General features: G+C 45.5%; 17 protein-coding genes. 1 reads left to right on the top strand and 16 read right to left on the bottom strand.

Annotation, left to right across the window (positions count from 1 at the left end; translation table 11 throughout):
* Positions 1-4: 4 nt before the first annotated feature.
* From iolE to EV146_RS23485, 15 genes are all read right to left on the bottom strand, one after another.
* Positions 5-913, bottom strand: a complete 909-nt coding sequence (iolE, locus tag EV146_RS23550; protein WP_132011185.1) for a myo-inosose-2 dehydratase — start codon at positions 911-913, stop codon at positions 5-7.
* Between the two features lie 16 nt (positions 914-929).
* On the bottom strand, positions 930-2840 hold the full coding sequence (iolD, locus tag EV146_RS23545; protein ID WP_132011184.1) for a 3D-(3,5/4)-trihydroxycyclohexane-1,2-dione acylhydrolase (decyclizing): 1911 nt from the start codon (positions 2838-2840) through the stop codon (positions 930-932).
* 14 nt (positions 2841-2854) lie between these two features.
* The gene (iolC, locus tag EV146_RS23540; RefSeq protein WP_132011183.1) at positions 2855-3844 is read right to left on the bottom strand and encodes a 5-dehydro-2-deoxygluconokinase; all 990 of its coding nucleotides are present in this window, start codon (positions 3842-3844) and stop codon (positions 2855-2857) included.
* A 24-nt stretch (positions 3845-3868) separates the two neighbouring features.
* Positions 3869-4687 (bottom strand): 5-deoxy-glucuronate isomerase, encoded by an 819-nt coding sequence (iolB, locus tag EV146_RS23535; RefSeq protein WP_132011182.1) that lies wholly within the window; start codon positions 4685-4687, stop codon positions 3869-3871.
* 156 nt (positions 4688-4843) lie between these two features.
* Entirely contained in the window at positions 4844-6316 is a 1473-nt protein-coding gene (gene iolA, locus EV146_RS23530; RefSeq protein ID WP_132011181.1) for a methylmalonate-semialdehyde dehydrogenase, read from the bottom strand.
* Between the two features lie 417 nt (positions 6317-6733).
* Positions 6734-8281, bottom strand: a complete 1548-nt coding sequence (gene pruA, locus EV146_RS23525; protein ID WP_132011180.1) for an L-glutamate gamma-semialdehyde dehydrogenase — start codon at positions 8279-8281, stop codon at positions 6734-6736.
* A 238-nt stretch (positions 8282-8519) separates the two neighbouring features.
* Positions 8520-9488: a nuclease-related domain-containing protein gene (locus EV146_RS23520; RefSeq protein WP_158287200.1), complete on the bottom strand. Its 969-nt coding sequence runs from the start codon at positions 9486-9488 to the stop codon at positions 8520-8522.
* Between the two features lie 235 nt (positions 9489-9723).
* Positions 9724-9864 (bottom strand): hypothetical protein, encoded by a 141-nt coding sequence (locus EV146_RS27305; protein WP_158287199.1) that lies wholly within the window; start codon positions 9862-9864, stop codon positions 9724-9726.
* A gap of 234 nt (positions 9865-10098) precedes the next feature.
* A complete protein-coding gene (locus EV146_RS23515) occupies positions 10099-11313 on the bottom strand; it encodes a CamS family sex pheromone protein (protein WP_132011178.1) in 1215 nt (404 codons plus the stop codon).
* Between the two features lie 55 nt (positions 11314-11368).
* Positions 11369-13375: an NAD-dependent DNA ligase LigA gene (ligA, locus tag EV146_RS23510; RefSeq protein WP_132011177.1), complete on the bottom strand. Its 2007-nt coding sequence runs from the start codon at positions 13373-13375 to the stop codon at positions 11369-11371.
* Between the two features lie 111 nt (positions 13376-13486).
* A complete protein-coding gene (pcrA, locus tag EV146_RS23505; protein WP_132011176.1) occupies positions 13487-15784 on the bottom strand; it encodes a DNA helicase PcrA in 2298 nt (765 codons plus the stop codon).
* 117 nt (positions 15785-15901) lie between these two features.
* Positions 15902-16588, bottom strand: coding sequence for a heptaprenylglyceryl phosphate synthase (gene pcrB, locus EV146_RS23500; protein WP_132011175.1), 687 nt, complete (start codon positions 16586-16588; stop codon positions 15902-15904).
* Positions 16589-16756: 168 nt separating this feature from the next.
* On the bottom strand, positions 16757-17068 hold the full coding sequence (locus EV146_RS23495; RefSeq protein ID WP_132011174.1) for a YerC/YecD family TrpR-related protein: 312 nt from the start codon (positions 17066-17068) through the stop codon (positions 16757-16759).
* A 36-nt stretch (positions 17069-17104) separates the two neighbouring features.
* The gene (locus EV146_RS23490; protein WP_132011173.1) at positions 17105-18133 is read right to left on the bottom strand and encodes a DUF3048 domain-containing protein; all 1029 of its coding nucleotides are present in this window, start codon (positions 18131-18133) and stop codon (positions 17105-17107) included.
* Positions 18134-18191: 58 nt separating this feature from the next.
* Positions 18192-19931 carry an adenine deaminase C-terminal domain-containing protein gene (locus EV146_RS23485; protein WP_132011172.1) on the bottom strand — a complete coding sequence of 580 codons (1740 nt, stop codon included), beginning with the start codon at positions 19929-19931 and terminating at the stop codon, positions 18192-18194.
* A 178-nt stretch (positions 19932-20109) separates the two neighbouring features.
* Here EV146_RS23485 and EV146_RS23480 point away from each other — a divergent pair, with 178 nt between their 5' ends.
* Positions 20110-20397, top strand: a complete 288-nt coding sequence (locus tag EV146_RS23480; protein WP_132011171.1) for a YgaP family membrane protein — start codon at positions 20110-20112, stop codon at positions 20395-20397.
* Positions 20398-20434: 37 nt separating this feature from the next.
* Here EV146_RS23480 and purD read toward each other — a convergent pair whose 3' ends face one another.
* The gene (gene purD / locus EV146_RS23475) at positions 20435-21706 is read right to left on the bottom strand and encodes a phosphoribosylamine--glycine ligase (RefSeq protein WP_132011170.1); all 1272 of its coding nucleotides are present in this window, start codon (positions 21704-21706) and stop codon (positions 20435-20437) included.
* Positions 21707-21788 lie beyond the last annotated feature (82 nt).

Raw genomic sequence — 21788 nt, 5'->3', positions numbered from 1 at the left:
TTGGTTACTTCACCGTTTCCGGCTGACTTTTAATCAGCTTCTCATCAATATACTTCCTGGCAATCAAGGCATATTCCAATGGATTTGCAATGGCTGGATCCTGTTCGGCCTCGACGACAATCCACCCTTTATAATGGTGGTCCAGCAAAGTTTGGTAGACTTTCGTAAAGTCGATGCAGCCATCACCAGGAACAGTAAACATCCCGTTTAAAAAGGATTGCATAAACGATTTGCCTTCCTGTCTGCACTGAGCCAGCGCCTCTTTGCGGACATCCTTGAAATGGACATGCTTAATGCGGTCTATATGTCTGTCCAGCAGACTGGTAAAATCGTTATCTGAAATAAAAATATGGCCAGTATCATAGAGAAGATGGACATGATAGGCGTCTGTGTTCTCCATCAGCCGCTCCACTTCAGCCGCGGTTTGGACACCCGTCCCCATATGATGGTGGTAAACCAGCTTAAGGTCATACTGCCCGGCGATTTTCCCAAGCTCATTGAGGCCCAGGCACAGAGTTTCCCATTCCTCATCCGTAAAAGAAGGTTTCTCGGAAAATACGTTTTTATCAGTACCTTGAATACTGTAGGTTTGCTCGGATACAACGGCAACACTTGCCTTGACTTCTTTTAAATATTGGCAATGTCTATGGAAGGCTTCAGCTGTCACTGCTAAGCCATCCCTGATGATAAAGCTTGAGAACCACTGTCCGGCAATTTTTAAGTTTCGCAGGTGTAATTCTTTATTCAAAACATCCGCTTCCGGAAAGAAGCCGCCAACCTCAGTCCCTTGGAACCCAGCTACGACAATATCACTTAAGAGCTGCCGAAGATTATTCTCTGCGCCGATTTCCGGCATATCGTCATTACGCCAACCGATAGGAGCGATGCCCCATAAAATTTGCTGATCCTGCATGTCGACTCTTCCTCTCTTAATATTGTCTGGCTTCTTTTAACTGTTCCTGTCTCATCTCATGGGACTTTTGAATACTTTCTTTGTTTGAAACCTCGGCGACCCCTACGTTCCACCAGCTGTCATAGCCATCTGTCATGGTCTTTGGAAGGACCTTCACCTCAATTAAGGTCGAACCCCTCTGTTTCTTCGCATCCTCGAGGGCTTCTTTCAGGCCTTCAGCTGTATTTACTCGATAAACCTTCGCGCCATAACCTTCAGCTACTTTGGCATAATCAATATTCAAAATCTGGTTGTCCTGCGTCCGGAATTCACATAAATAGCTGCCCATTCCATTTCCCATCTGAAGATTGCTTATACAGCCAAAACCTGAATTGTCAAAAAGGACAACATTGATTTTGTGGCCATATTGAATAGCTGTGATTAATTCGGAATGCAGCATCAGGAAGCTTCCATCACCCACCAGTGCATATACTTCTCTGGCCGGGTCTGCCAGCTTCACGCCCAGCGCCCCTGACACCTCATATCCCATGCATGAATAGCCGTATTCAAGGTGGTAAGAATTAGGAGATCCAGGATTCCAGACCCTCTGCAGGTCACCTGGAAGCGAGCCTGCTGCAGCAATGATATTGCTTTCTGGAGCAATCGTTTCATTAACGGTAATCAACGCTTTTGTTTGCGCAAGCTCTGTATTCAGAGCATCTGCATACTCATTTAATACTTCCTGGGAAAAGTGGCCTTTTATTTCCGGGTTAAAATTCTCGCGTGTAAATGACACCTTGCTTAATCGGTCCCTCTCGGTCAGCCATTCCTGCTTCAATTCATCAATGTTCCCGCCGAACTCGCTTGTGTATCCCTCCAGCATCGGGGCCAATTGCTCCAAGGCTGTTTTCGCGTCCGCTACCACCTGAAAGGCATCCAGTTTGTAAGCCTGCATTCGACTGACATTAATGTTTAGGAACTTGGTGTTTTCAAAATTAAAAGCCGTTTTTGAAGAAGTTGCGAAATCCGTGTAGCGTGTGCCGATTCCAATAATTAAATCAGCCTCGCGAGCTGCTTTATTGGCCGATAAAGTGCCTGTAACACCCAACCCGCCCAAATTATTTTTAAAAGAAGCCTCTACGGTAGATTTTCCTGCCTGTGTCTCCACCAGCGGGATGCTGTGCTTTTCAGACAGAGACTTCAGGATCTCCGCTGCCTGCGAGTACTTCGCCCCGCCGCCGACCAAAATAACAGGCTTCCTGCTTTCCTTGATCAGCTCGGCTGCTCCTTTCAGCTCACGGTCAACAGGAGCCTTCCTGTCAAGGTAATGAACGCGCCTTTCAAAAAACTTTTCATCGTAATCAAATGCTTCACCCGCTACGTCCTGTGAAAGACAAATGGTCGCAGGGCCAGCTTTGGCCGGGTCTGTCATCACTTCGAATGCACGAATTAAACTGGACATCAGCTGTTCCGGACGGGTAATGCGGTCCCAGTACCTTGATACAGGCTTTAGTGCATCGTTCGTTGTAACTGCAATGCTGTATTCTTGTTCAATTTGCTGTAAAACCGGATCAGGCTGCCGAGTGGCGAAAGTATCCCCCGGCAGGAACAAAACAGGAATATTATTAGCAAGCGCTGTACCGGCTGCGGTTGCAAGATTCGCTGAACCAGGCCCGACAGAGGTCGTCACTGCATAAATCCTCTGGCGCAGTTTTTGTTTGCTGTATGCTACAGCGGCATGTGCCATCCCTTGTTCGTTCTTCCCCTGGATCACTTTCAAATGCCCCGAGTCCTGCTCAAGAGCCTGGCCTACCCCCAGAACATTTCCATGTCCAAAGATGGTGAAGATTCCTTCAACAAAAGGGAATTCATTTCCATCCACATGGATATATTGTTGATTTAAAAACTTTACAAGCGCTTGTGAAGTTGTCAATCTAATCGTTTTCATGTCCGTTCACCCCATTAAACTGAAATCGTTTCAGCACTAGCTATTAATTCCTCAATTTCCTTTACTGTCGGCATGGCTTCGGAAGAACTATGTTTGCTCACCACAATTGAGGCGGAGGCACTTCCATATTTTAAAGCGGTTTCAATATCTTTGCCGGAAATCAGGGCATAAAGGAAAGCGGAAGCATATGAATCTCCTGCACCGAAGGTCTTCAGCACCTGGGTCTTATAAGCCTGGCCTCTGAAGGTTTCCCCTGATTTCGCATAGGCATAGGAACCCTCAACCCCATGTTTAATGACAACCAGGTCAGGGGAATGTTTAAATAGATAATTAATTGTGTCAGCGTTCATGCCATCTTTGGCGTTTTCCATGACATCGAACTCGTCGCGGGTCCCAATGACAACATCGGATTGTTCTGCAACCAATGAGTAATATACGGCGGTTTCTTCAGTTGACTTCCAGGTATATGGGCGATAATCCAGCTCAAAAATGACTTTTACACCATTTCTTTTTGCTAGATTAATAGCTTTTAAAACCGCTTCGCGCGAAGGGCTTTTTGCCAGTGCCGTACCTGAAACGAGCAAAACCTTTGATCTCTTTATGTAATTTTCATTCACTTCTGAAGGAGCGAGGTAAAGGTCGGCTACATCCTCACGGTACATCAGGATGCTGCATTCCTCCGGGCTTTTAATCTCTGTAAAAGCAAGCCCCGTCTTATGGCCTTCCGTATCGATCACCATGCTGGAAGTGTCAATCCCGACACCGCGCATATACTGTTCTATGAACCGGCCATGCTGATCATCGGCAATCTTTCCAATGAAACCGGCCCTCAAGCCAAGTTTTGAGCTTCCAATGGCAATGTTGGCAGGCGAACCGCCGACATATTTGGTGAAGGTCATCGTCTCCTCCATCGGGCGATTGTATTCGGTTGCATTTAAATCAATGCAGGCACGGCCAATGGCGATGATATCAAACTCTTTATCGGTATTGAACTCATATTTCATCTTAAAAACAGCTCCTCACGTGTTCTATGAACGCTTTAAAATCCATTCATGAGCAGGGTCATTGTGGAATTTCCAGATACGTTTCGGCCCGGCCATTACATTTAAATAATAGGACGTATAACCATCAGGCACCCCAACAGGATGGTATCCAGCCGGAACAATGACAACATCGCCATGTTCAACACACATCGTCTCATCTATAGAACGGTCATCTGTGTAGACACGCTGGAAAACAAAGCCCTGATTCGGGTTCATTTCATGGTAATAGGTTTCTTCCAAAAAGGATTCTTCAGGCAAGTTATCCTGATCATGCTTATGCGGTGGATAGCTGGACCAGTTTCCACTTTCGGTGAATACTTCAACCACCAGCAAACTATTTGCTGAAGGATCCGAGTCCGGCAAAATATTATGTACAAGGCGTTTATTATTCAGGATTCCCCGATTCTCAATACCATTATCGGATGCCTTGATCAGCTTCGTTGGCCGCTGTTGTTCAGAAGCGGAATAACATAATGCCACCCTCGCATCACTTGCAGCCTCTACCTCAAAGCTGCGGTCGTTGGATACATACACACTGTCTGTCGGCTTTTTCTCGAATACATTTTCTCGTGTACCAAGGTTTTTAAAGGTTTCCTCCTGGTCGGAAACATTGATTTTACCAGTTAATGCGACAATGCAGCACTCCGTCTTCCTCAAGCTTTCTGTATATTTGGTTCCTGCAGGGAGATCGACCACTTTAAATCCTACATATTCCAAAGGTGAATTTTCAGCTGTCACTTCGTGAACAATTGTTATTCCTTTTGGTGTTTCATTATTATTCGGTTTTCGAAGCAATTTACTCACGCTGCATTTTCCTCCTCTTTCACTCTTCTTTGAGGCAACCTTGTTCAAACAAAGAGAAGTTGATTCTCTTTGCTTGAACTCCTTTTTGAATTATATCAGAATTGTTCATCTATTCACTCATTAATTTACTTAAATAACTTTTATACAATAAAATCATTATTCAAATGTTGGAGCTACGTAACGTGCAGTTACCACTTTTTTTCGTGTATAGAAATCAACACTGTCTTTTCCGTTCGCATGCAGCGTACCGTAAAAGGAAGATTTCCATCCTGAGAATGGGAAGAATGCCATCGGCGCCGGGACGCCCAGGTTGACTCCCAACATCCCTGCATCAATATTTTCACGGAAGTACCGGATAGATGAAGCGTTGGATGTATAGATGCATGCCCCATTGGCAAATTCAGACTTATTGGCTGTTTCGACAGCCTCTTTCAGATTTTTCACTCGTACAATGGAGAGAACTGGAGCGAAAATTTCATCTTTCCAAATCTCCATATCCGTTGTAACACCATCAAAAATGGTCGGGCCGACAAAGAATCCCTCCTCCGGCACATCACTGCGGCCGTCGCATACAAGTGTTGCCCCTTCTTCTACACCTTTCTGGATATAACCCAATGTACGCTGTTTATTTTGCTCGCGGATCACCGGCCCTAAGAAAATGCCATCGTCCAGGCCGTTGCCAATCTTAACATTCTTTGCCTTTTCCACAAGCCTTGCAAGGAAGTCATCGGCAACCCCCTCTTCAACCGTCACAACAGAACATGCCATGCAGCGCTCCCCGGCCGAACCAAAAGCAGAGGCGATGATATTTGTTGCCGCATCATCCAGGTCTGCATCATTTAAGACGATGGAATGGTTCTTTGCACCGGTAAGGGCTTGAACACGTTTTAAGTTTTCACTGCCGCGTTTGTATACATATTCTCCGACTGGCTGGGAGCCGACAAAGGAGATCGCTTTGACTTCCGGATGATCCAGGATTCCATTGACTACATCATGAGCCCCATGCACGACATTGAATACACCGTCTGGCAGCCCTGCCTCCTTGAAAAGTTCAGCCAATTTCTCGGTTAAAAGCGGAGTTCTTTCGGATGGCTTGAGAATAAAGGTATTGCCTACCGCGATAGCCATCGGGAACATCCAGCAAGGAACCATCATCGGGAAGTTGAATGGTGCAATCCCGCCGACAACTCCAATTGGATAACGGTAATTGGTTGCCTCTACATCCGTCGCAATATTGGTCAGAGAGTCTCCCATCATCAACGTTGGAGCACCAGCGGCAAACTCGACATTTTCAATCCCGCGGCCCACTTCTCCAAGGGCCTCTGTATAATTTTTACCGTTCTCAATTGTAATCAGTCGAGCCAGCTCTTCTTTGTTCTTTTGCAGCAGCTGGTGATAGTTGAATAAAACTCTTGCCCGCTTCTGGACAGGAACATTTCTCCATTTATCAAATGCTTTTGCTGCAACCTCAACCGCATATTCAACATCTTCTTTCGTAGAGAGCGGAACCTGTGCGATGACTTCTTTCGTCGCGGGATTGTAGACATCCTCATATTGAGTGGTTTTGCTTTCGACCCACTCACCATTTATATAGTTTCTTAGCTTTCTCAAACCTGTCGCCACTGCCATGATTATGTTCCTCCCTGATATTAGTATTTTGATAGGATTACTTTTTAAAAGAACTTGGTTGGTGAAGTTTTGGTTACCTTTAAATCCATTTGGCACATTAAACTCAAAACCTGTTATTAATCCCAGTATGATATATAACTTGTTTTTACCCGTTCTGACGGGCAGAACCAGAGGCCCATTATGTTTTACTGGTTGATCTCATACGGTTTATCAAGTCTTGGTTATATATTTGTATTGTTTGGGTAACTCTTTATAAATACATCATAATATTACAAGCGCTTTCAGTCAACTATTTGTGTAACTTTTTACTAATTTTCTAAATAGATAGTAAAAACTTCCCCTTTTCACTAGGTAATTTTAATTACTTTTAGACTAAAAAAGAGACAGACTCATTTCGAGTCTGTCTCCGCCATTTTGTTAAAACATTTCAGACGTTGTTTTAGCCTGCATGTGAAGCAGCAGGTAATCAGGACCTCCTGCTTTTGAATCCGTACCTGACATATTAAAGCCGCCAAATGGCTGATAGCCCACAATGGCACCTGTACAGCCCCTGTTAAAATAAAGGTTCCCAACATGGAAATCTTCGCGGGCCTGCTGGATTTTATCCCGGTTTTTGGTGATGACTGCACCCGTTAGGCCATATTCCGTATTATTGGCAATTTCAAGAGCATGGCTGAAATCCCTGGCCTTCGTAAATCCTGCAACCGGCCCAAAGATTTCTTCCTGCATGAGCCGCGAGTCCGGTTCAAGATCCGCAAAAATCGTAGGCTTAATAAAATATCCCTTGGAATCGTCTCCTTCTCCGCCTGCGGCCAGCCTTCCTTCCTGCTGGCCTATCTTGACATATTCCATAATTTTATTGAAAGCTCCCTGGTCGATGACGGGCCCCATGAAATGATTATGATCCTCAGGGTTGCCAATTGAAAGTCCTTTGGTTAATTCAATTACCCGGTTCAACACTTGATCATAAACTTCCGCCACCACAACTGCCCGGGAGCAGGCAGAACACTTTTGACCTGAAAAACTAAACGCAGAAGAAACTATGGCCTGGGCCGCCAGTTCAAGGTCCGCTTCATGATCTACAACGATTGTGTCTTTCCCGCCCATTTCCGCAATCACACGTTTTAGCCAGATTTGCCCTTTATTCAATTTGGATGCCCGCTCGTTAATTCGCAGTCCAACATCTCTGGAACCTGTGAAAGAAATAAAACGGGTATCCTTGTGATCAACAAGATAATCCCCAACTTCTGCACCGCTTCCCGGAACAAAATTAAGCACACCTTTTGGCAGCCCTGCTTCCTCCATGACCTCTACAAACTTTGCCGCAACAACCGGCGTAGTGGAAGCTGGCTTGAGGAGAACGGTATTGCCGGCAACAATTGCAGCCACTGTGGTTCCTGCCATAATGGCAAGCGGGAAGTTCCAAGGAGAAATAATCACACCCACTCCAAGCGGTATATACTCATACCGATTAAATTCATTGGGACGGCTGTTGACCGGCACCCCATTTTTAATGGTTAGAATCTGCCGGGCATAATATTCAAGAAAGTCAATCGCTTCCGCTGTATCTGCATCCGCCTCACGCCAAGGTTTTCCCGCTTCCTTTGTAAGAAGGGCCGAGAATTCATGCTTGCGGCGGCGAATAATGGCAGCCGCCTTAAATAGGACATCAGCCCGCATTTCTGGCTTCGCCTTTCTCCATGTTTTAAAAGCCTTGACCGCAGCCTGCATCGCTTTTTCAGCGAGCTCAATGCTGGCCTTCGAAACCCGTCCAATCACCTCTTCCTTGTTAGACGGGTTAATTGAAACAATTTTATCCTCAGTCGTAACACGCTCTCCGTCAATTAGTAGATGGTAATCCTTGCCCAGGTACCCTTCAACAGTCTTTAAACCATCAAGATAAGCTTTCCGGTTCTCCTCTGCCGTAAAATCAGTAAAAGGCTCATGTTTGTATGGCTGAACCACCCGATCCCCTCCTTTAAGCGTTTACAATACAATTCCATACTAACACGAATCTAAAAAACTATAAAAGTGATAGCGGTTGAGGGAGGATTCTTGGAGGATTATAGACTTTTGATTAAGAGCCCCCTCTCTTCAGGATAAGGGAATTTTGTACTCTAAAAATTTTATAACCATTACCAGTGGCCGAAGAGAGTCCCACAGTATTTGATATATTCATTTACAAAAATCTTAATAACAGGATTTAATAAGTTCCAAGAGAATAATAGACCCGGTCCCTCCTTTTCCCGGTGAAAGGGATATTCATTTGGGATAGAATATCAGAAGCCACATGGGATGAGGTTATATGGAGATACTCCCTAAGTTCTCTGTTCGTCAGCCCTGTTTGAAACAGTAAAAAGTAGTCATTAATTGCCTTCATATGGGCATCCCTTGAACGGAGCCTACAAATTTCACAGTACCATGAACCACGAATCCGTTTCATCGGCAAGGATTTACACCCTGGACAAGCGACACCAATTTTAATGTCAGCTGCAGGTATTTCAAATAGTTTAAGGATGTCGGGATTCTCAGGTGTATGGGCATTTAGCAGGCTTTCTGCAACCTTCTCCAGAGCTTGCGGAGCTATTTTGAATGGTTTCCGCAGCTGGTCAATCCTCTCAATTTCGGGAATTAGCTTCCATCCATGAATGATTCCCTTGAAAATATGTTCATTTCCTTCATTTGTTTGAAGAATGGATGAAGAATTGCTCATAACCACCAAATGCTCTATGGGAAGGTTGAGTATACCAAAGCCAGCCAGCCACTGCTTAAGTTGTAATTTTTGGCGCTTCACCTGATATAGCGGGCAAGGAAAGGCTTCTATTTTTTGGTTAAGTGTTCTTATCAGTTGGTTGGTAAACTGGTCGAAGAATATTGTTCCGGAGTAATTCTTAATCTCGAGAAGAAGGGCAAAACGGGTGCAGATAAGGAGAGTATCTATTTGAAAAAAATGATCCCCGTGAGGGAGGCGTAAATCGTGGAGTATAAAGTAATTTTCTTTCGGCAGCAGGGTTAAATAATAATCTATATTCAATTCTCCTTTATACCCCGCCTTCCTTTTCGAATAGTCCCTTTCAATCTCGTGATATTTCGGGTGATTCCTCAGAAGACGCAGTAAAAGTGCTTCCTCCTTTTTAAGAACAAGGGGTTTTGTCCTAGGCTTAGATAGCAATATGCATACCTCCATTAGATAGATATTTTACTATTCTGTTTGGAGGACGAGAATCCCTTTCAGCTAAAGCCTATTAATGAAATATTAAATTTAAATGTTCATTATTTATCCAAATGTGGAGAGTTGTAGTCTGATTGACTGCTCTTTTTGCCCCATCGATTATTTCCATTTCCTCTGATTATTTTTCCATTCACTATGATGTATTTTCCAACTAACCTCTTTTATCTTCCAAAACCTACTTTTTATTTTCCCAATCACTCCTTTTATTTTCAAAACAGCGGTCTTTGATCCCTTCCTCTACTTTATTTTCTAAAACCACTATCTTTTTTTCCATTCGCTCTAATTTATTTTCCAACTCCTCTATTTTATCTTCCAAAATCTACTTTTTATTTTCCTAATCACTCCTTTTATTTTCCAAGCAGTGGTCTTTGCCCCCTTCCTCTACTTTATTTTCCATTCGCTCTAATTTATTTTCCGATTCCTCTATTTTATCTTCCAAAACCTACTTTTTATTTCCCCAATCACTCCTTTTATTTTCAAAACAGCCAGTCTTTGCCCCCTTCCAAAAGCCAATCAAAAAAAAAAGCAAAGAGCCCAAGGCTCTTTGCTTTTATTGGTAAACATGTACAAATGGTTCATCCTGGTCGGGCTCTCTCACAATGACGGCTTCCTGGCCATTTACGGAGGAGATGTTCACTTCTACTGAGACATATTCAGGGAAGTGCTCCATCACCAGACCGGTTACATACTGGGTAAAGCCTATGGCTTCTGACTTTCCGTAAAACTGGATTGGGATGTTGATGCTGAGTTCCTGGAGCTGGTCATCAAGGTAAAAGCCTTTTCCGACCACTCCATTGAAGTTTGGAAAGTATTCTTCTACATCCTGCTTGAAGTTGGAGAACCAGGTCATGTCATCCCGATGATTTTGTTCAGCGTCATCAGATGGGAACAGAACATAATTCTCGTTTACGTCCTCCCAGCCTCCGATGCTGCTGCTGCCCTTCTCAACTTCCGCATAGGCAAAGAAGCTGCCGGGAATCACGGATGAGCGGCTCTTTTGTTCAAACAGGGCAATCGTAATCGGAACATTCTTCAGCTCATTCATTTTCCTTAAGCGTTTGACTACTTCTTCAGCGATTTTCTTTCCTTCCCTCTCGACTACATCATGGTCAATCTTCGTTTCATAGGTAGCACCGTACTGTTCCTTTTGATAATAATGAATGGAATTTAGCGCAAGTCCGATTACGACTCCGCCTAGCTGGTAGGTGCCCTTTTTCCCATCAACCTGTTCTAAATAATTGTGTTCAAGAATATGGGCAAGATAGATTGGGTTCTGTTCATTACGCGTTGCGATATCCCCTTTTCCCGGGTCAATCGGATTTAGCCCAACATTATCTGCTTCAGTCATTTTTCTAAATTTTTCTGTTTCTTTGTCCTTGACCTGTTTATCCTTCAGCTGTTCTTTTGTGAATTTTCGGTTCAGCCATGATTCAACTGTATCCCCGTCCAAATACTGTCCTTCTTTAAAAACATACTTGTTCGTATCGAAGGAGTTTTGCGCGACCCGCATGAGCCCTATCTCGAATTCATGGATGTCATATCGGGTGTTTAAATTGTTTACCACCATGCCCCGCGCTTCCCCAGGCTCAAAAGGCATGATTGTACGGTAGTATTTATCCGATATCTTATACTTCGGTATGATCGCTTTTTCTTTTGTTTCGTCGTTCTTTTCCTGGACAACCTGATCCTCTTTTTGAAAATTGGGCGCACACGCCGCCAGCAAAAGGACAACGGACATAGTGACCATGAGCAATAGTTTCCTCATGCCGTTTCCACCTCTTGTATATTAGCCCTTAGCTCTTGTAATGTTCAGCTTAGGCCTATTTATTCAGTTCCTCAAGCAGTCTCTCTTCATCCCATATTTCTATTCCAAGGCTTTCTGCCTTCGTAAGCTTCGAACCAGCTTCGGCTCCTGCAACAACCAAATCCGTTTTCTTGCTGACGCTTCCGGCGACATTTCCGCCAAGCGCTTCAATTTTCTCCTTGGCCTCGCTGCGTCCCATCTGTTCAAGCTTCCCGGTAAGAACCACTGTTTTTCCGGCGAAAAACGAATCCGATTCCTCCGCTGAAACAGGTCTGGGACCTTTATATTCCATATTGAGGCCAGCCTCTTTCAGTTCAACGATCAATGAACGCACTTCTTCACTGTCAAAGAACGTGACAATGGAATCAGCCATTTTACCGCCAATTTCATTTATAGCAACTAAATCTTCAACGGAAGCCTCCATCAGCCTCTCCATTGTGCCGAACTCCTGCGCAAGGGTCTTGGCAGCTTTTGCTCCCACCAGGCGGATGCCCAGTCCAAACAGCAGCTTTTCTAGGGAATTTCCTTTGGAAGCTTCAATTGCAGCAAGCAAATTGCTGACAGACTTTTCCCCCATCCGTTCAAGGCCCAGCAGCTGCTCTTTTGTCAGCTTGTACAAGTCTGCCACATCGACAATCAGTTCTTCGGCAAACAGCTGGGAAATAACTTTTTCCCCCAGGCCGTCAATATTCATTGCGGGGCGCGACACAAAATGGATCAGCCCCTCCCTGATTTGGGCAGGGCACTTTGGATTGATGCAGCGGAGAGCCACTTCCCCTTCAATCCGCACAAGCTCACTTTCACATTCAGGGCAATGGGTCGGCATATTGAATTCAACTTCATTCCCCGTACGGCGTTCTGCCAGTACATTAACGACTTCGGGAATAATGTCTCCCGCTTTTTTTACAACCACCTGATCGCCAATTTTAATGTCCTTTTCCCTGATTAAATCCTCATTGTGCAACGATGCCCGCTGAACGGTTGTTCCAGCTACCTGCACAGGCTCGAGGATCGCAGTTGGCGTGACAACACCGGTCCTGCCGACACTCAGCTCGATGTCTTTCAGGGTTGTCACTACTTCTTCGGCCGGGAATTTATAGGCGATAGCCCAGCGCGGGCTTTTGGCGGTGGCCCCTAGCTCACGCTGTTGAGCCAGCGAATCAACTTTAATGACGATTCCGTCAATATCATATGGCAGATTTGGGCGTTCCTCGACCCAGCTTCCGACAAACTCGATGACTTCTTCGATATTGCCTACTTTGCGGCGTTCTTTATTTGTTTTAAAGCCAAGTGTTTCAAGAAAATCCAAGCCCTCGCTGTGAGAGTCCACTCCCGTTTCTCCTCGATCAGCAATTGCATATAAAAAGATATCGAGATTTCTTGAAGCCGCAATTTTTGGATCAAGCTGGCGCAGGGAGCCCGCTGCCGCATTCCGCGGATTGGCGAATGGCTCTTCCCCTCTATTGATTTTAGCTTCGTTCAAGGCAATGAAGGAGCGCTTCGGCATGAATGCTTCCCCCCGCACTTCAAGGGATACAGCCTTGTTCAGTCGGAGCGGAATGGACCGGATGGTACGTAAATTAGACGTAATATCCTCCCCAATTGTTCCATCTCCCCTAGTGGCTCCCAAAATAAACTGTCCATCAACATAACGGAGCGCAACAGCAAGACCATCGATTTTCAGCTCGCATACATAGGAAACATCATCGCCAACGGCCTGGCGAACCCTGCGGTCAAAATCTCTTAAGTCCTGATCATTAAATGCATTTCCGAGACTCAGCATCTGGGATGTATGCTCAACCTTGTTGAACATCTCAAGGATTTCCCCGCCTACACGCTGGGTGGGAGAATCCTCGGTCCGAAGCTCCGGAAACTGCGCCTCAAGCTCGACCAGTTCCCTCAGCAGCCGGTCATACTCTGCATCCGGTACGGAAGGCTGATCCAGCACGTAGTATTCATATCCATATTGATTCAACAAGTTACGAAGCTCGGACGCTCGTTTTTCTGCTGTCTGCAAGTCCATAAATCCAGCCCTTTCATCAAAGAGGTAAATGGGAAAAGCCTCTTTTACAGGGAGGCTTTTCGATATTTTTCCTTATCTGCCAGAAAAAGATTCCGGAGCTTAAGGTATGTTTTACGCTTTTGTAATTGGAGCAAATTTTGCCAGCAAACGTTTTACACCTGTTGGGCTTGGGAAAGCAATATCGAGCTCTGTTCCTTCGCCGGAGCCTTTCACGCTGACAACCGTTCCTGTGCCCCATTTGCCATGCTGTGCTTTATCCCCGACCTTCCAGTCAAGCTGGTCTCCTCCGGTTGAGGCAGCAGCCGGCCTTACGACAGCACCGCGGGCAGGCTTTGCCTGCGAGCCGAATGAGGCAGGGGAAGCAGATGTACTCCTTTGGGACGCCCCAAACGGGGAAGCCTGCTGCCTCGAGCGACTGCCAAATGGCGACGCCTGGCTTTGACTCCGGCCACGTCCTGCAGGTACGGCGGTTTCGATTAAATCCTCCGGGATTTCATTGATGAACCGGGATTCCGGATTCATATTGGTTCTGCCGAACAATGTCCTCATCTGGGCATTGGTGATGTACAGTTCTTCCTCCGCACGGGTGATGCCTACATAGGCAAGACGGCGTTCCTCCTCCATTTCCGCTTCTTCCATTAAGGAACGGCTGTGAGGGAATACGCCTTCCTCCATCCCAATTAAAAAGACAACCGGGAATTCAAGTCCTTTTGCGGAGTGAAGCGTCATTAATGTAACGGTGTCCGTATTCTTCTGCCCGTCCTCATCCAGACGGTCGATATCCGCCACCAGGGCCAGGTCCGTCAAGAAACCGACCAAACTTTTATCCTCGCTGCTTTCTTCAAAGCTCTTTGTAACAGTGAGAAACTCGTCAAGGTTTTCAAGGCGGCTTTGAGATTCGATTGATTTTTCCGCCTTCAGCATTTCCCGGTAGCCGGACTTATCAAGCACTTCCTCCACAAGCTCGGTGACAGACAGGAATTCCTGCATATTTGTATAGTTGCTGATCAGGTCACGGAACTCAGCCGTTGCCTTAGCCGCTTTCGGACTTAGGCCAATCAGTTCCAGGCTTTCGAGCGCCTGGAACATGGAAAGGTCATGCATCGCTGCAAAGTTGGCAATTTTGTCAACGGAGCTCGATCCAATCGCGCGCTTGGGAACATTGATGACCCGCTGCAGGCTGATGTCATCATCAGGATTGGAAATCAGCCGCAGATAAGCAAGAATGTCTTTAATTTCTTTCCTGTCATAGAACTTGATGCCTCCGACGATGGAATACTCAATGTTCGATTTCAGGAAGGATTCCTCGATGACACGGGATTGGGCGTTTGTCCGGTAAAGAATCGCAATATCAGATAGCTTCCGATTCCCCGAACGAATCAGCTCCTGAATTTTCCCGATGACAAACTGTGCCTCTCCCTGCTCGCTGTCAGCACGGTAATACACAATTTTATTTCCTTCAGAATTCTCGGTCCACAGGTTTTTAGGCTTGCGGTTCAGGTTGTTTTCTATGACCTTGTTGGCCGCGAGGAGAATTTTTTTTGTTGAACGGTAGTTCTGTTCAAGAAGGATGACATTCGCATTCGGATAATCCTTTTCAAAAGAAAGAATGTTTGCAATGTCTGCCCCGCGCCAGCGATAGATGGACTGATCCGAGTCCCCTACGACGCAAAGATTCTGAAAGCGGGCTGCCAAAAATTTTACGAGCATATATTGTGCACGGTTTGTATCCTGATACTCATCGACGTGGATATACTGGAACTTGCGCTGATAGTATTCAAGCACTTCCGGCACACGCTGGAACAGCTGGATGGTTGTCATGATTAAGTCATCGAAATCCAACGCCTGGTTCTTCCGCAGTCTTTTTTGATATTCCGTATAAACATCGGCAACGACATTGCCATAATAATCCCCGGCATTTTTGGAAAATTCCTCAGGAAGTATCAATTCATTTTTTGCCGATGAGATGGCGCCAAGGATTGCCCTTGGATCAAATTTCTTTGGATCAATATTCTTTTCTTTTAAAATGGCCTTAATGACAGATTGCTGGTCCGTCGAATCAAGAATCGTAAAATTCCTGTTAAAGCCCAGCCGGTCAATGTCCCTTCTTAAAATTCGCACGCACATGGAGTGAAAGGTTGAAATCCAAATGTCATCGGCAGCACCGCCCATCACTTTCTGGATCCTCTCTCTCATTTCCCGTGCTGCTTTATTTGTGAAGGTAATTGCTAGAATATTATAGGGATTGACCCCTTTTTCCACCATTAAATATCCGATACGGTGCGTCAACACCCGTGTCTTTCCACTGCCGGCCCCAGCCATCAAAAGAAGAGGGCCGTCTGTTGTCTTTACCGCATGCTGCTGCTGCGGATTCAGGCCATTCAGTAATCTATCAGTTAAAAATTGCATTAATTATTCACCACCATACAAACATTTGTTCTTATTTTATCGCAGATCAATGGGCATTGAAACCCTATTGATCAATATTTCATCCAATGTCCCTGATTCCACCAGTAAGCCAAAGTCCTATGCTTGTACCGCTTTTACCGTAGCCAAAGCTTCATCAAGGCTGTCATACAGCGAATTCCCTACGACAATAACATCCGCATGCTTTCCCATTTCAGCCGCCTGTTCAGCTGATGCGATGCCCCCTCCGTAAAACAAGACTGTTGTTTCAAGAGTTTTCTTAACTTCGGAAACGAGCTTCGGATCTCCATATCTTCCGCTGTATTCCAGATAAAAAATGGGGAGGTGAAACATCTTCTCTGCCATCATGCCGTATGCCCTGACATCATCAACGGTCAGCTCCGTATTGGCCTTTGTTAGCTGTGCAGCTTTGCAGTCTTCATTAAGGATGCAGTATCCTTCGATCAAAATTTCATTCCAGTCCATCAAATCGCCATATTCCTTCACGGCTTCGTGATGCAGGCCTGTAATCCATTTCGATTCCGTGCTGTTCAGAACGGTCGGGATAAAATAAAGGTCAAAGCCCGGTGTAATACATTCTACATCCGAAACTTCCAGGATGCACGGAACCGTATAACGGCGAATCCGGGCCATCAAGTCAAGAACCCCTTCCAGCGTGACTCCGTCCGTACCTCCTACTATGATGGCGTCTGTTCCCGACTCACAGATCCTGTCAAGGTCGCTGTCGGATATCTCCTTATTGGGATCAAGTTTAAACACATGCCGCCACTTGTGAATGTCATACATCCTGGGTTGCCTCCAATCTCTAATTCCATTACACCATTATAGCATTTGTTCCAATCAATCAAAAAGGAAACCTTAGGAATCTTATTTCCTTTTTGAGGATATTATGTTCCCTTAGGCCGAACTCGCCCAAAAAGAAAACCGGAGGGATATAATCACCTCCGGCTTGCATTATTCATTTGTTGCGCTTGCCTCTTCTTTAATTCTTTCAAGTGCCATTTCGTAAGCATCGTTTCCGTAATTAAGGCAGCGTTTCACCCGTGAAATTGTAGCAGTGCTAGCGCCTGTTTCCGTTTCAATCTTGTGATAGGTATTTCCATCCCGCAGCATCCGCGCAACCTCTAGACGCTGTGCCAGAGACTGAATTTCGTTGACTGTGCAAAGATCATCAAAAAAACGGTAACATTCTTCCATATCCTGAAGCGATAAAATGGATTTAAACAGCTGATCCAATTCTCGGCCTCTTAACTTATCTATTTGCATTCACCAAACTCCTTTAACTCTAATTTAAATAGTATGTCAGGATTCGCTTTCAAAGGATATATCGTCTATTGATGGAACAATATTGATCCATGTCTTTCCGGGAAGAAAGCCTGCTTCCTTTCCGTTCATGAACGGCAGGATCCGGCCGTCGACATTTTTCCATTCCACTTCGTTGACCATTCCCTTTTGGAAAAGGTAGCCCCGGCCCCCCGAGGTAAGGTCGATGGATTTTCGCCCTTTCTTGTCAACCGTCTGGTGGCCCATTTCCACAATGAAAATGTTATCGATCAGAACAGACTGTTTGGAATCCAGATCAACCGTTTCTTCCCCGTCATTAAAACGGTGAAAATTTTGGCTCTCATTGTCGTACTCATAGATAACATCGAATGCTGGATCCCCATAGGACACCATGATTTCCCCCGCTTCCTCCCCGCTCAGCTTTTCTGCTTGATCTTTCGTCAAAAAAGGCAGGGCCGCAGGTGCCTCATCCATATGGTATCCATTTTCTTCTGCGCCTCTTTTTATATTGTCATAGGTGATGTACGAGTTATGGGGTGCTTTCCTGAAATCGGCGCGCTTGAACAGAGTTCCATCATACTGAATCCCATTCAGGTGGTCAATATATCCGCTTTGGAGCAATTCCTTTGCTTCAGGGCTGTAGCCATGAGCGATATACAAGCTGTCATACCCTTTTGCAAGCTCAATAAAATAATCCCTGGCACTTCTCACTGGTCCGACCTTTTCTGGTTTCTCACTTTCAAATATGGCAAGGAATCTTGTCACTTTCCCTTCGGCAAGGACCTCGTAGATGACATCTGCTTTATCCAGGCCAGATTGCGGCCTGGCGACTGGATGGTTATTCACCATAACGGCAAATGCTCGGTCAGTGCTTTCGGTTTCTGTGACGATGCCAGTCAATGGGGATCGATAGGAATCTTCCCTGACCTCTTTGCCGACATCCTCGACTTCTTTCCCGGAATGCTCCTGGGCTTCTTCCTTCTGCTGGCTGCATCCCGTAAAAATCATCAAGGCTGCTGCAGAAACAGCTAACCATTTCTTGACCATAGTGAAACACCCCTAGTTTGTAACCCCTATATTGTTTATCTCTATATACTTTTATATTTTAACGCATTATCGTTGGAAAGAGTACCGTTTTCTTCATGACATCATAAATCCCCTGCTGCGTTACACGGATATAGGGAAGATGAGTGGAGGAAAAAAACAGCAGGGAATAGATTGGGTCGGCAAACCGGTATCCCTTTTCCTCTAGATATGAGAACAACTCTTTTTCCATTGCAATTAATTCGCTGACAGGCTGATTGGACATTAATCCTTTTAAAGTTAGAGGCACCTCGCATTGAGGCTTGCCATCTTCACAGATTACAATTCCGCCTCCCAATTCTTTCATCCTGTTAAAAGCTGACAGCATATCTTCCTTGCTTTTCCCAATGAGAATGATATCTCCTGTACTTGAGAAAGAGCTTGCCAATCCGCCCAGTCCTGTGGCAAATCCCTTTAACAGGGTATTGATTCTCCATTTGCCATTCCGGTCCATCAGCATGAAAAAGCATTCATCATGCTGTTCGGAGAGCTTGTTGTCCGAAACATCGATGGCGATGGAATATGGCTTTGTGATTACGGAATTCTCCATCTTGATTCCGAAGGGCATTGAAAATTGAAAATCGTCCAAATCCATACTCCAGTCAATCTCCAGCTTATCAAGGCCCACTTCATCCCAATGGACTTCCGTTGAGATTGGTATTTCCTTTCCGTCCCTTTTCACCCATTGCCCTTTTGCCAGTACCGAAACAGGAGTAGGCTCCTTCTTGTCACTTAAGAAATTGAGGCTTGCTACTCTCCCTGTTGCAATATTCCCGTGCAAATGTTCAAAATTGTAATACCTGGCCGGGTTGATTGTCGCCATATTGTAGGCATCAATTTCCGGTACCCCGCAATCCAGCGCAATCCTGATGAGTTTGTCCGTGATCCCATTATCGTAGCAAGCTGATGAGGACCCATCGGTATTTAGCATAAAACGATCATAAACAGCAATATCCCGCTCATGGATTTCTTTCAGCAGCCTGGGAAGATCCGGCCTTATCGAGGAGTGGCGCAAAGATACCATGTACCCTTGCATAAGACGCCGCTCAACCTCTTCCCCTGTCATCGCTTCATGATCACAGTCAGCTCCGAACAGCATCATTTTTGCCAGGGTTTTCTCGGAGGCGCCTGGGAAATGTCCTTCAATTTTTTTATTGAGCCGCTTTGTTTCCTGCATCCAATGGAGCATCAAGTCGTCTCCATCCATCAATTTGGGCCATCCTGTCAGCTCTCCCCCCTGAACAACATGGTCACATTCGAGCCAGGACTTTACATTCCCATTTGAAAAGACCGTTTCCTCATCCTGGATTTCGGACTGGCTGTCAAATCGGCACCACCAGTACATATTGACTGGATGATGGCGCATTTCCTCAATGAAGGAAAACGCTTTCTTTTTATCCAATTGCAAAGCCAGCAGCATATTGTCGTTGATAAGTGTGGTTGTTCCATGCTGTGCTGCATAATCGGCAAAAGACTGGGGATTATATAACTGAAACGGATGTGCATGCGGCTCAATATAGCCGGGGACAATCACCCCTTCACTGCAATCCACGATTTCACATTTATCTGTACGAGCTGGCAGCTTCTCACCGACATACACGATTCGGTCTTTGTAAATCCAAATATTAGCAATCATCCATTTACGGAAGATTTGGTTTAAATACGTTGCATTTTTTAAGAGAATCGTCGGTGAAAGGGTGCCGTCCAAAACGGCTGCATGGTTCCGCAGCTGTTTATTTTTCCATCTGTAACGCTGTTCCATACGGTCTTCCCTCTCCATCTAATTTACTAGGCTGTTGCCTTTATAGTTTTTTTAGTATAATAAGCTCCCAAAAAGAAAGCCCTTTCATTTCTATCCATATCGTATCATATTTTATATTTTAACGCATTAAAGAATTTACATTTTGAAGGAAAAAAATTTGGCAAAGGAGATGTTCAAGGTGAAAGTGACGCAAAACATCGGGATGGTCAACTCCCTGGTCCGCATTACTTGCGGGTTGACGATGCTCAGCTGGGCAACGGCAAAGATGGTGAAAAAGCCAAACAGCAATTCTTATATGATCATGGCCATTCTTGCCGCAATGAAGGTTGGGGAAGGAATTGTGAGGTATTGTCCTGTTACGGCTCTCTATCAAGACTATCAAGATGGACAAGAATCGCTGAACCACAGCCACAGATATGGCGGAGGGGACGCGGACAGCCAGCCGGATGTCATCAATCCCACCTGAATAGGAAAAGCCCCCAAGGCAGGGGGCTTTCTTTATTCTAGGAATGAACTCGGTTAATCGCTCTGCTGCCAATATCATTTCGGTAAAATACCCCTTCTGGCGTCAGCTTTTTAAGCTCTCCATATACTTGTTTCTGAGCTTCTTCGAGCGTTCCCGCTTTTGCTCCGGCGAGAAGCACGCGGCCTCCATTGGTAACAAATCGGCCTTCCCTATCTTTTGCTGTTCCGGCGTGGAACACCTGGACACCATTGGAAATGCTCTCGATTCCAGTAAGAACTGCACCTTTCTCATAGGCTTCAGGATACCCCTTTGATGCCACAACAACTCCAAGAACCGCTTCTCGATGCCATTCAACGTCCGGAACTCCGCCGTCAAGAAGCTGTAAAATGACATCAACAAGATCTGACTTCATTCGAGGAAGAACCACCTGTGTTTCAGGATCGCCAAACCTTGCATTGAATTCGATCACCTTTGGCCCATTGTCTGTCTGGATCAACCCTGCATAAAGAATTCCTGTAAAACTGCGCCCCTCTTTTACCATAGCACGAGCTGCCGGTTTCACAATCGTTTCCACAGCTTCCTTGACAGAATCCTGTTCAATGAAAGGAACTGGGGAGTAGGCTCCCATTCCGCCAGTGTTAGGTCCCTGGTCTCCATCGAACGCACGCTTATGATCCTGGGCGATTTCAAGCGGGATAACCGTTTCGCCGTTAACAAAAGCCATGAGGGAGAATTCCTCACCCGCTAAAAATTCTTCAATGACCACTCTGGATGAAGCACTTCCAAACTTCGCATCAAGCAGCATTTCTTCAAGTGAACTGAGCGCTTCTTCCTTTGTCATGGCAACTGTTACACCTTTGCCGGCCGCCAGCCCGTCCGCCTTGATTACAATTGGTGCGCCTTTCAATTCAATGTAATCCCAGGCTTTATCAAAATCCGTAAATACTTCGTACTCCCCTGTGGGAATTTGGTATTTTTGCATAATATCTTTGGCGAAAGACTTGCTGCCTTCAATTTCGGCTGCAAGCTTTTTCGGACCGAAAACCTTTAGGCCTTCTTCAGAGAATCGGTCAGCTAGTCCTTCAAGAAGCGGTACTTCTGGACCAATGATGGTCAAACCAACTCCTTCTTCCTTGGCGAAAGCAATCAGCTCATCGTGACTGCTTTCGTCGATATTGATGCAGACAGCACAATCCGCCATGCCGGGATTTCCTGGAGCTGCAAACACCTTCTCAACTTTTGGACTTTCGCTTACTTTATGACAGATAGCGTGCTCACGGCCTCCCCTGCCGATAACAAGGACCTTCATTCGTCCACCCCCGAAAATATTTTCCGTAAAAATTCAGCTTTTCAATTTTTCACTCGCGGAAAGCCTTGTTTAATCTTTGGAA

The sequence above is a fragment of the Mesobacillus foraminis genome (assembly GCF_004340465.1).
Lineage (GTDB): Bacteria > Bacillota > Bacilli > Bacillales > Cytobacillaceae > Mesobacillus_B > Mesobacillus_B foraminis.
The sequence above is the reverse complement of the archived record's forward strand: the minus strand, read 5'-3'. Positions and strand labels throughout refer to the sequence as shown.

Coding starts and splice junctions, on each gene's coding strand:
- iolE (WP_132011185.1), bottom strand. CDS start 913: ATGCAGGATCAGCAAATTTTATGGGGCATCGCTCCTATCGGTTGGCGT.
- iolD (WP_132011184.1), bottom strand. CDS start 2,840: ATGAAAACGATTAGATTGACAACTTCACAAGCGCTTGTAAAGTTTTTA.
- iolC (WP_132011183.1), bottom strand. CDS start 3,844: ATGAAATATGAGTTCAATACCGATAAAGAGTTTGATATCATCGCCATT.
- iolA (WP_132011181.1), bottom strand. CDS start 6,316: ATGGCAGTGGCGACAGGTTTGAGAAAGCTAAGAAACTATATAAATGGT.
- EV146_RS23515 (WP_132011178.1), bottom strand. CDS start 11,313: ATGAGGAAACTATTGCTCATGGTCACTATGTCCGTTGTCCTTTTGCTG.
- ligA (WP_132011177.1), bottom strand. CDS start 13,375: ATGGACTTGCAGACAGCAGAAAAACGAGCGTCCGAGCTTCGTAACTTG.
- pcrA (WP_132011176.1), bottom strand. CDS start 15,784: ATGCAATTTTTAACTGATAGATTACTGAATGGCCTGAATCCGCAGCAG.
- pcrB (WP_132011175.1), bottom strand. CDS start 16,588: ATGTATGACATTCACAAGTGGCGGCATGTGTTTAAACTTGATCCCAAT.
- EV146_RS23495 (WP_132011174.1), bottom strand. CDS start 17,068: ATGCAAATAGATAAGTTAAGAGGCCGAGAATTGGATCAGCTGTTTAAA.
- EV146_RS23490 (WP_132011173.1), bottom strand. CDS start 18,133: ATGGTCAAGAAATGGTTAGCTGTTTCTGCAGCAGCCTTGATGATTTTT.
- EV146_RS23485 (WP_132011172.1), bottom strand. CDS start 19,931: ATGGAACAGCGTTACAGATGGAAAAATAAACAGCTGCGGAACCATGCA.
- purD (WP_132011170.1), bottom strand. CDS start 21,706: ATGAAGGTCCTTGTTATCGGCAGGGGAGGCCGTGAGCACGCTATCTGT.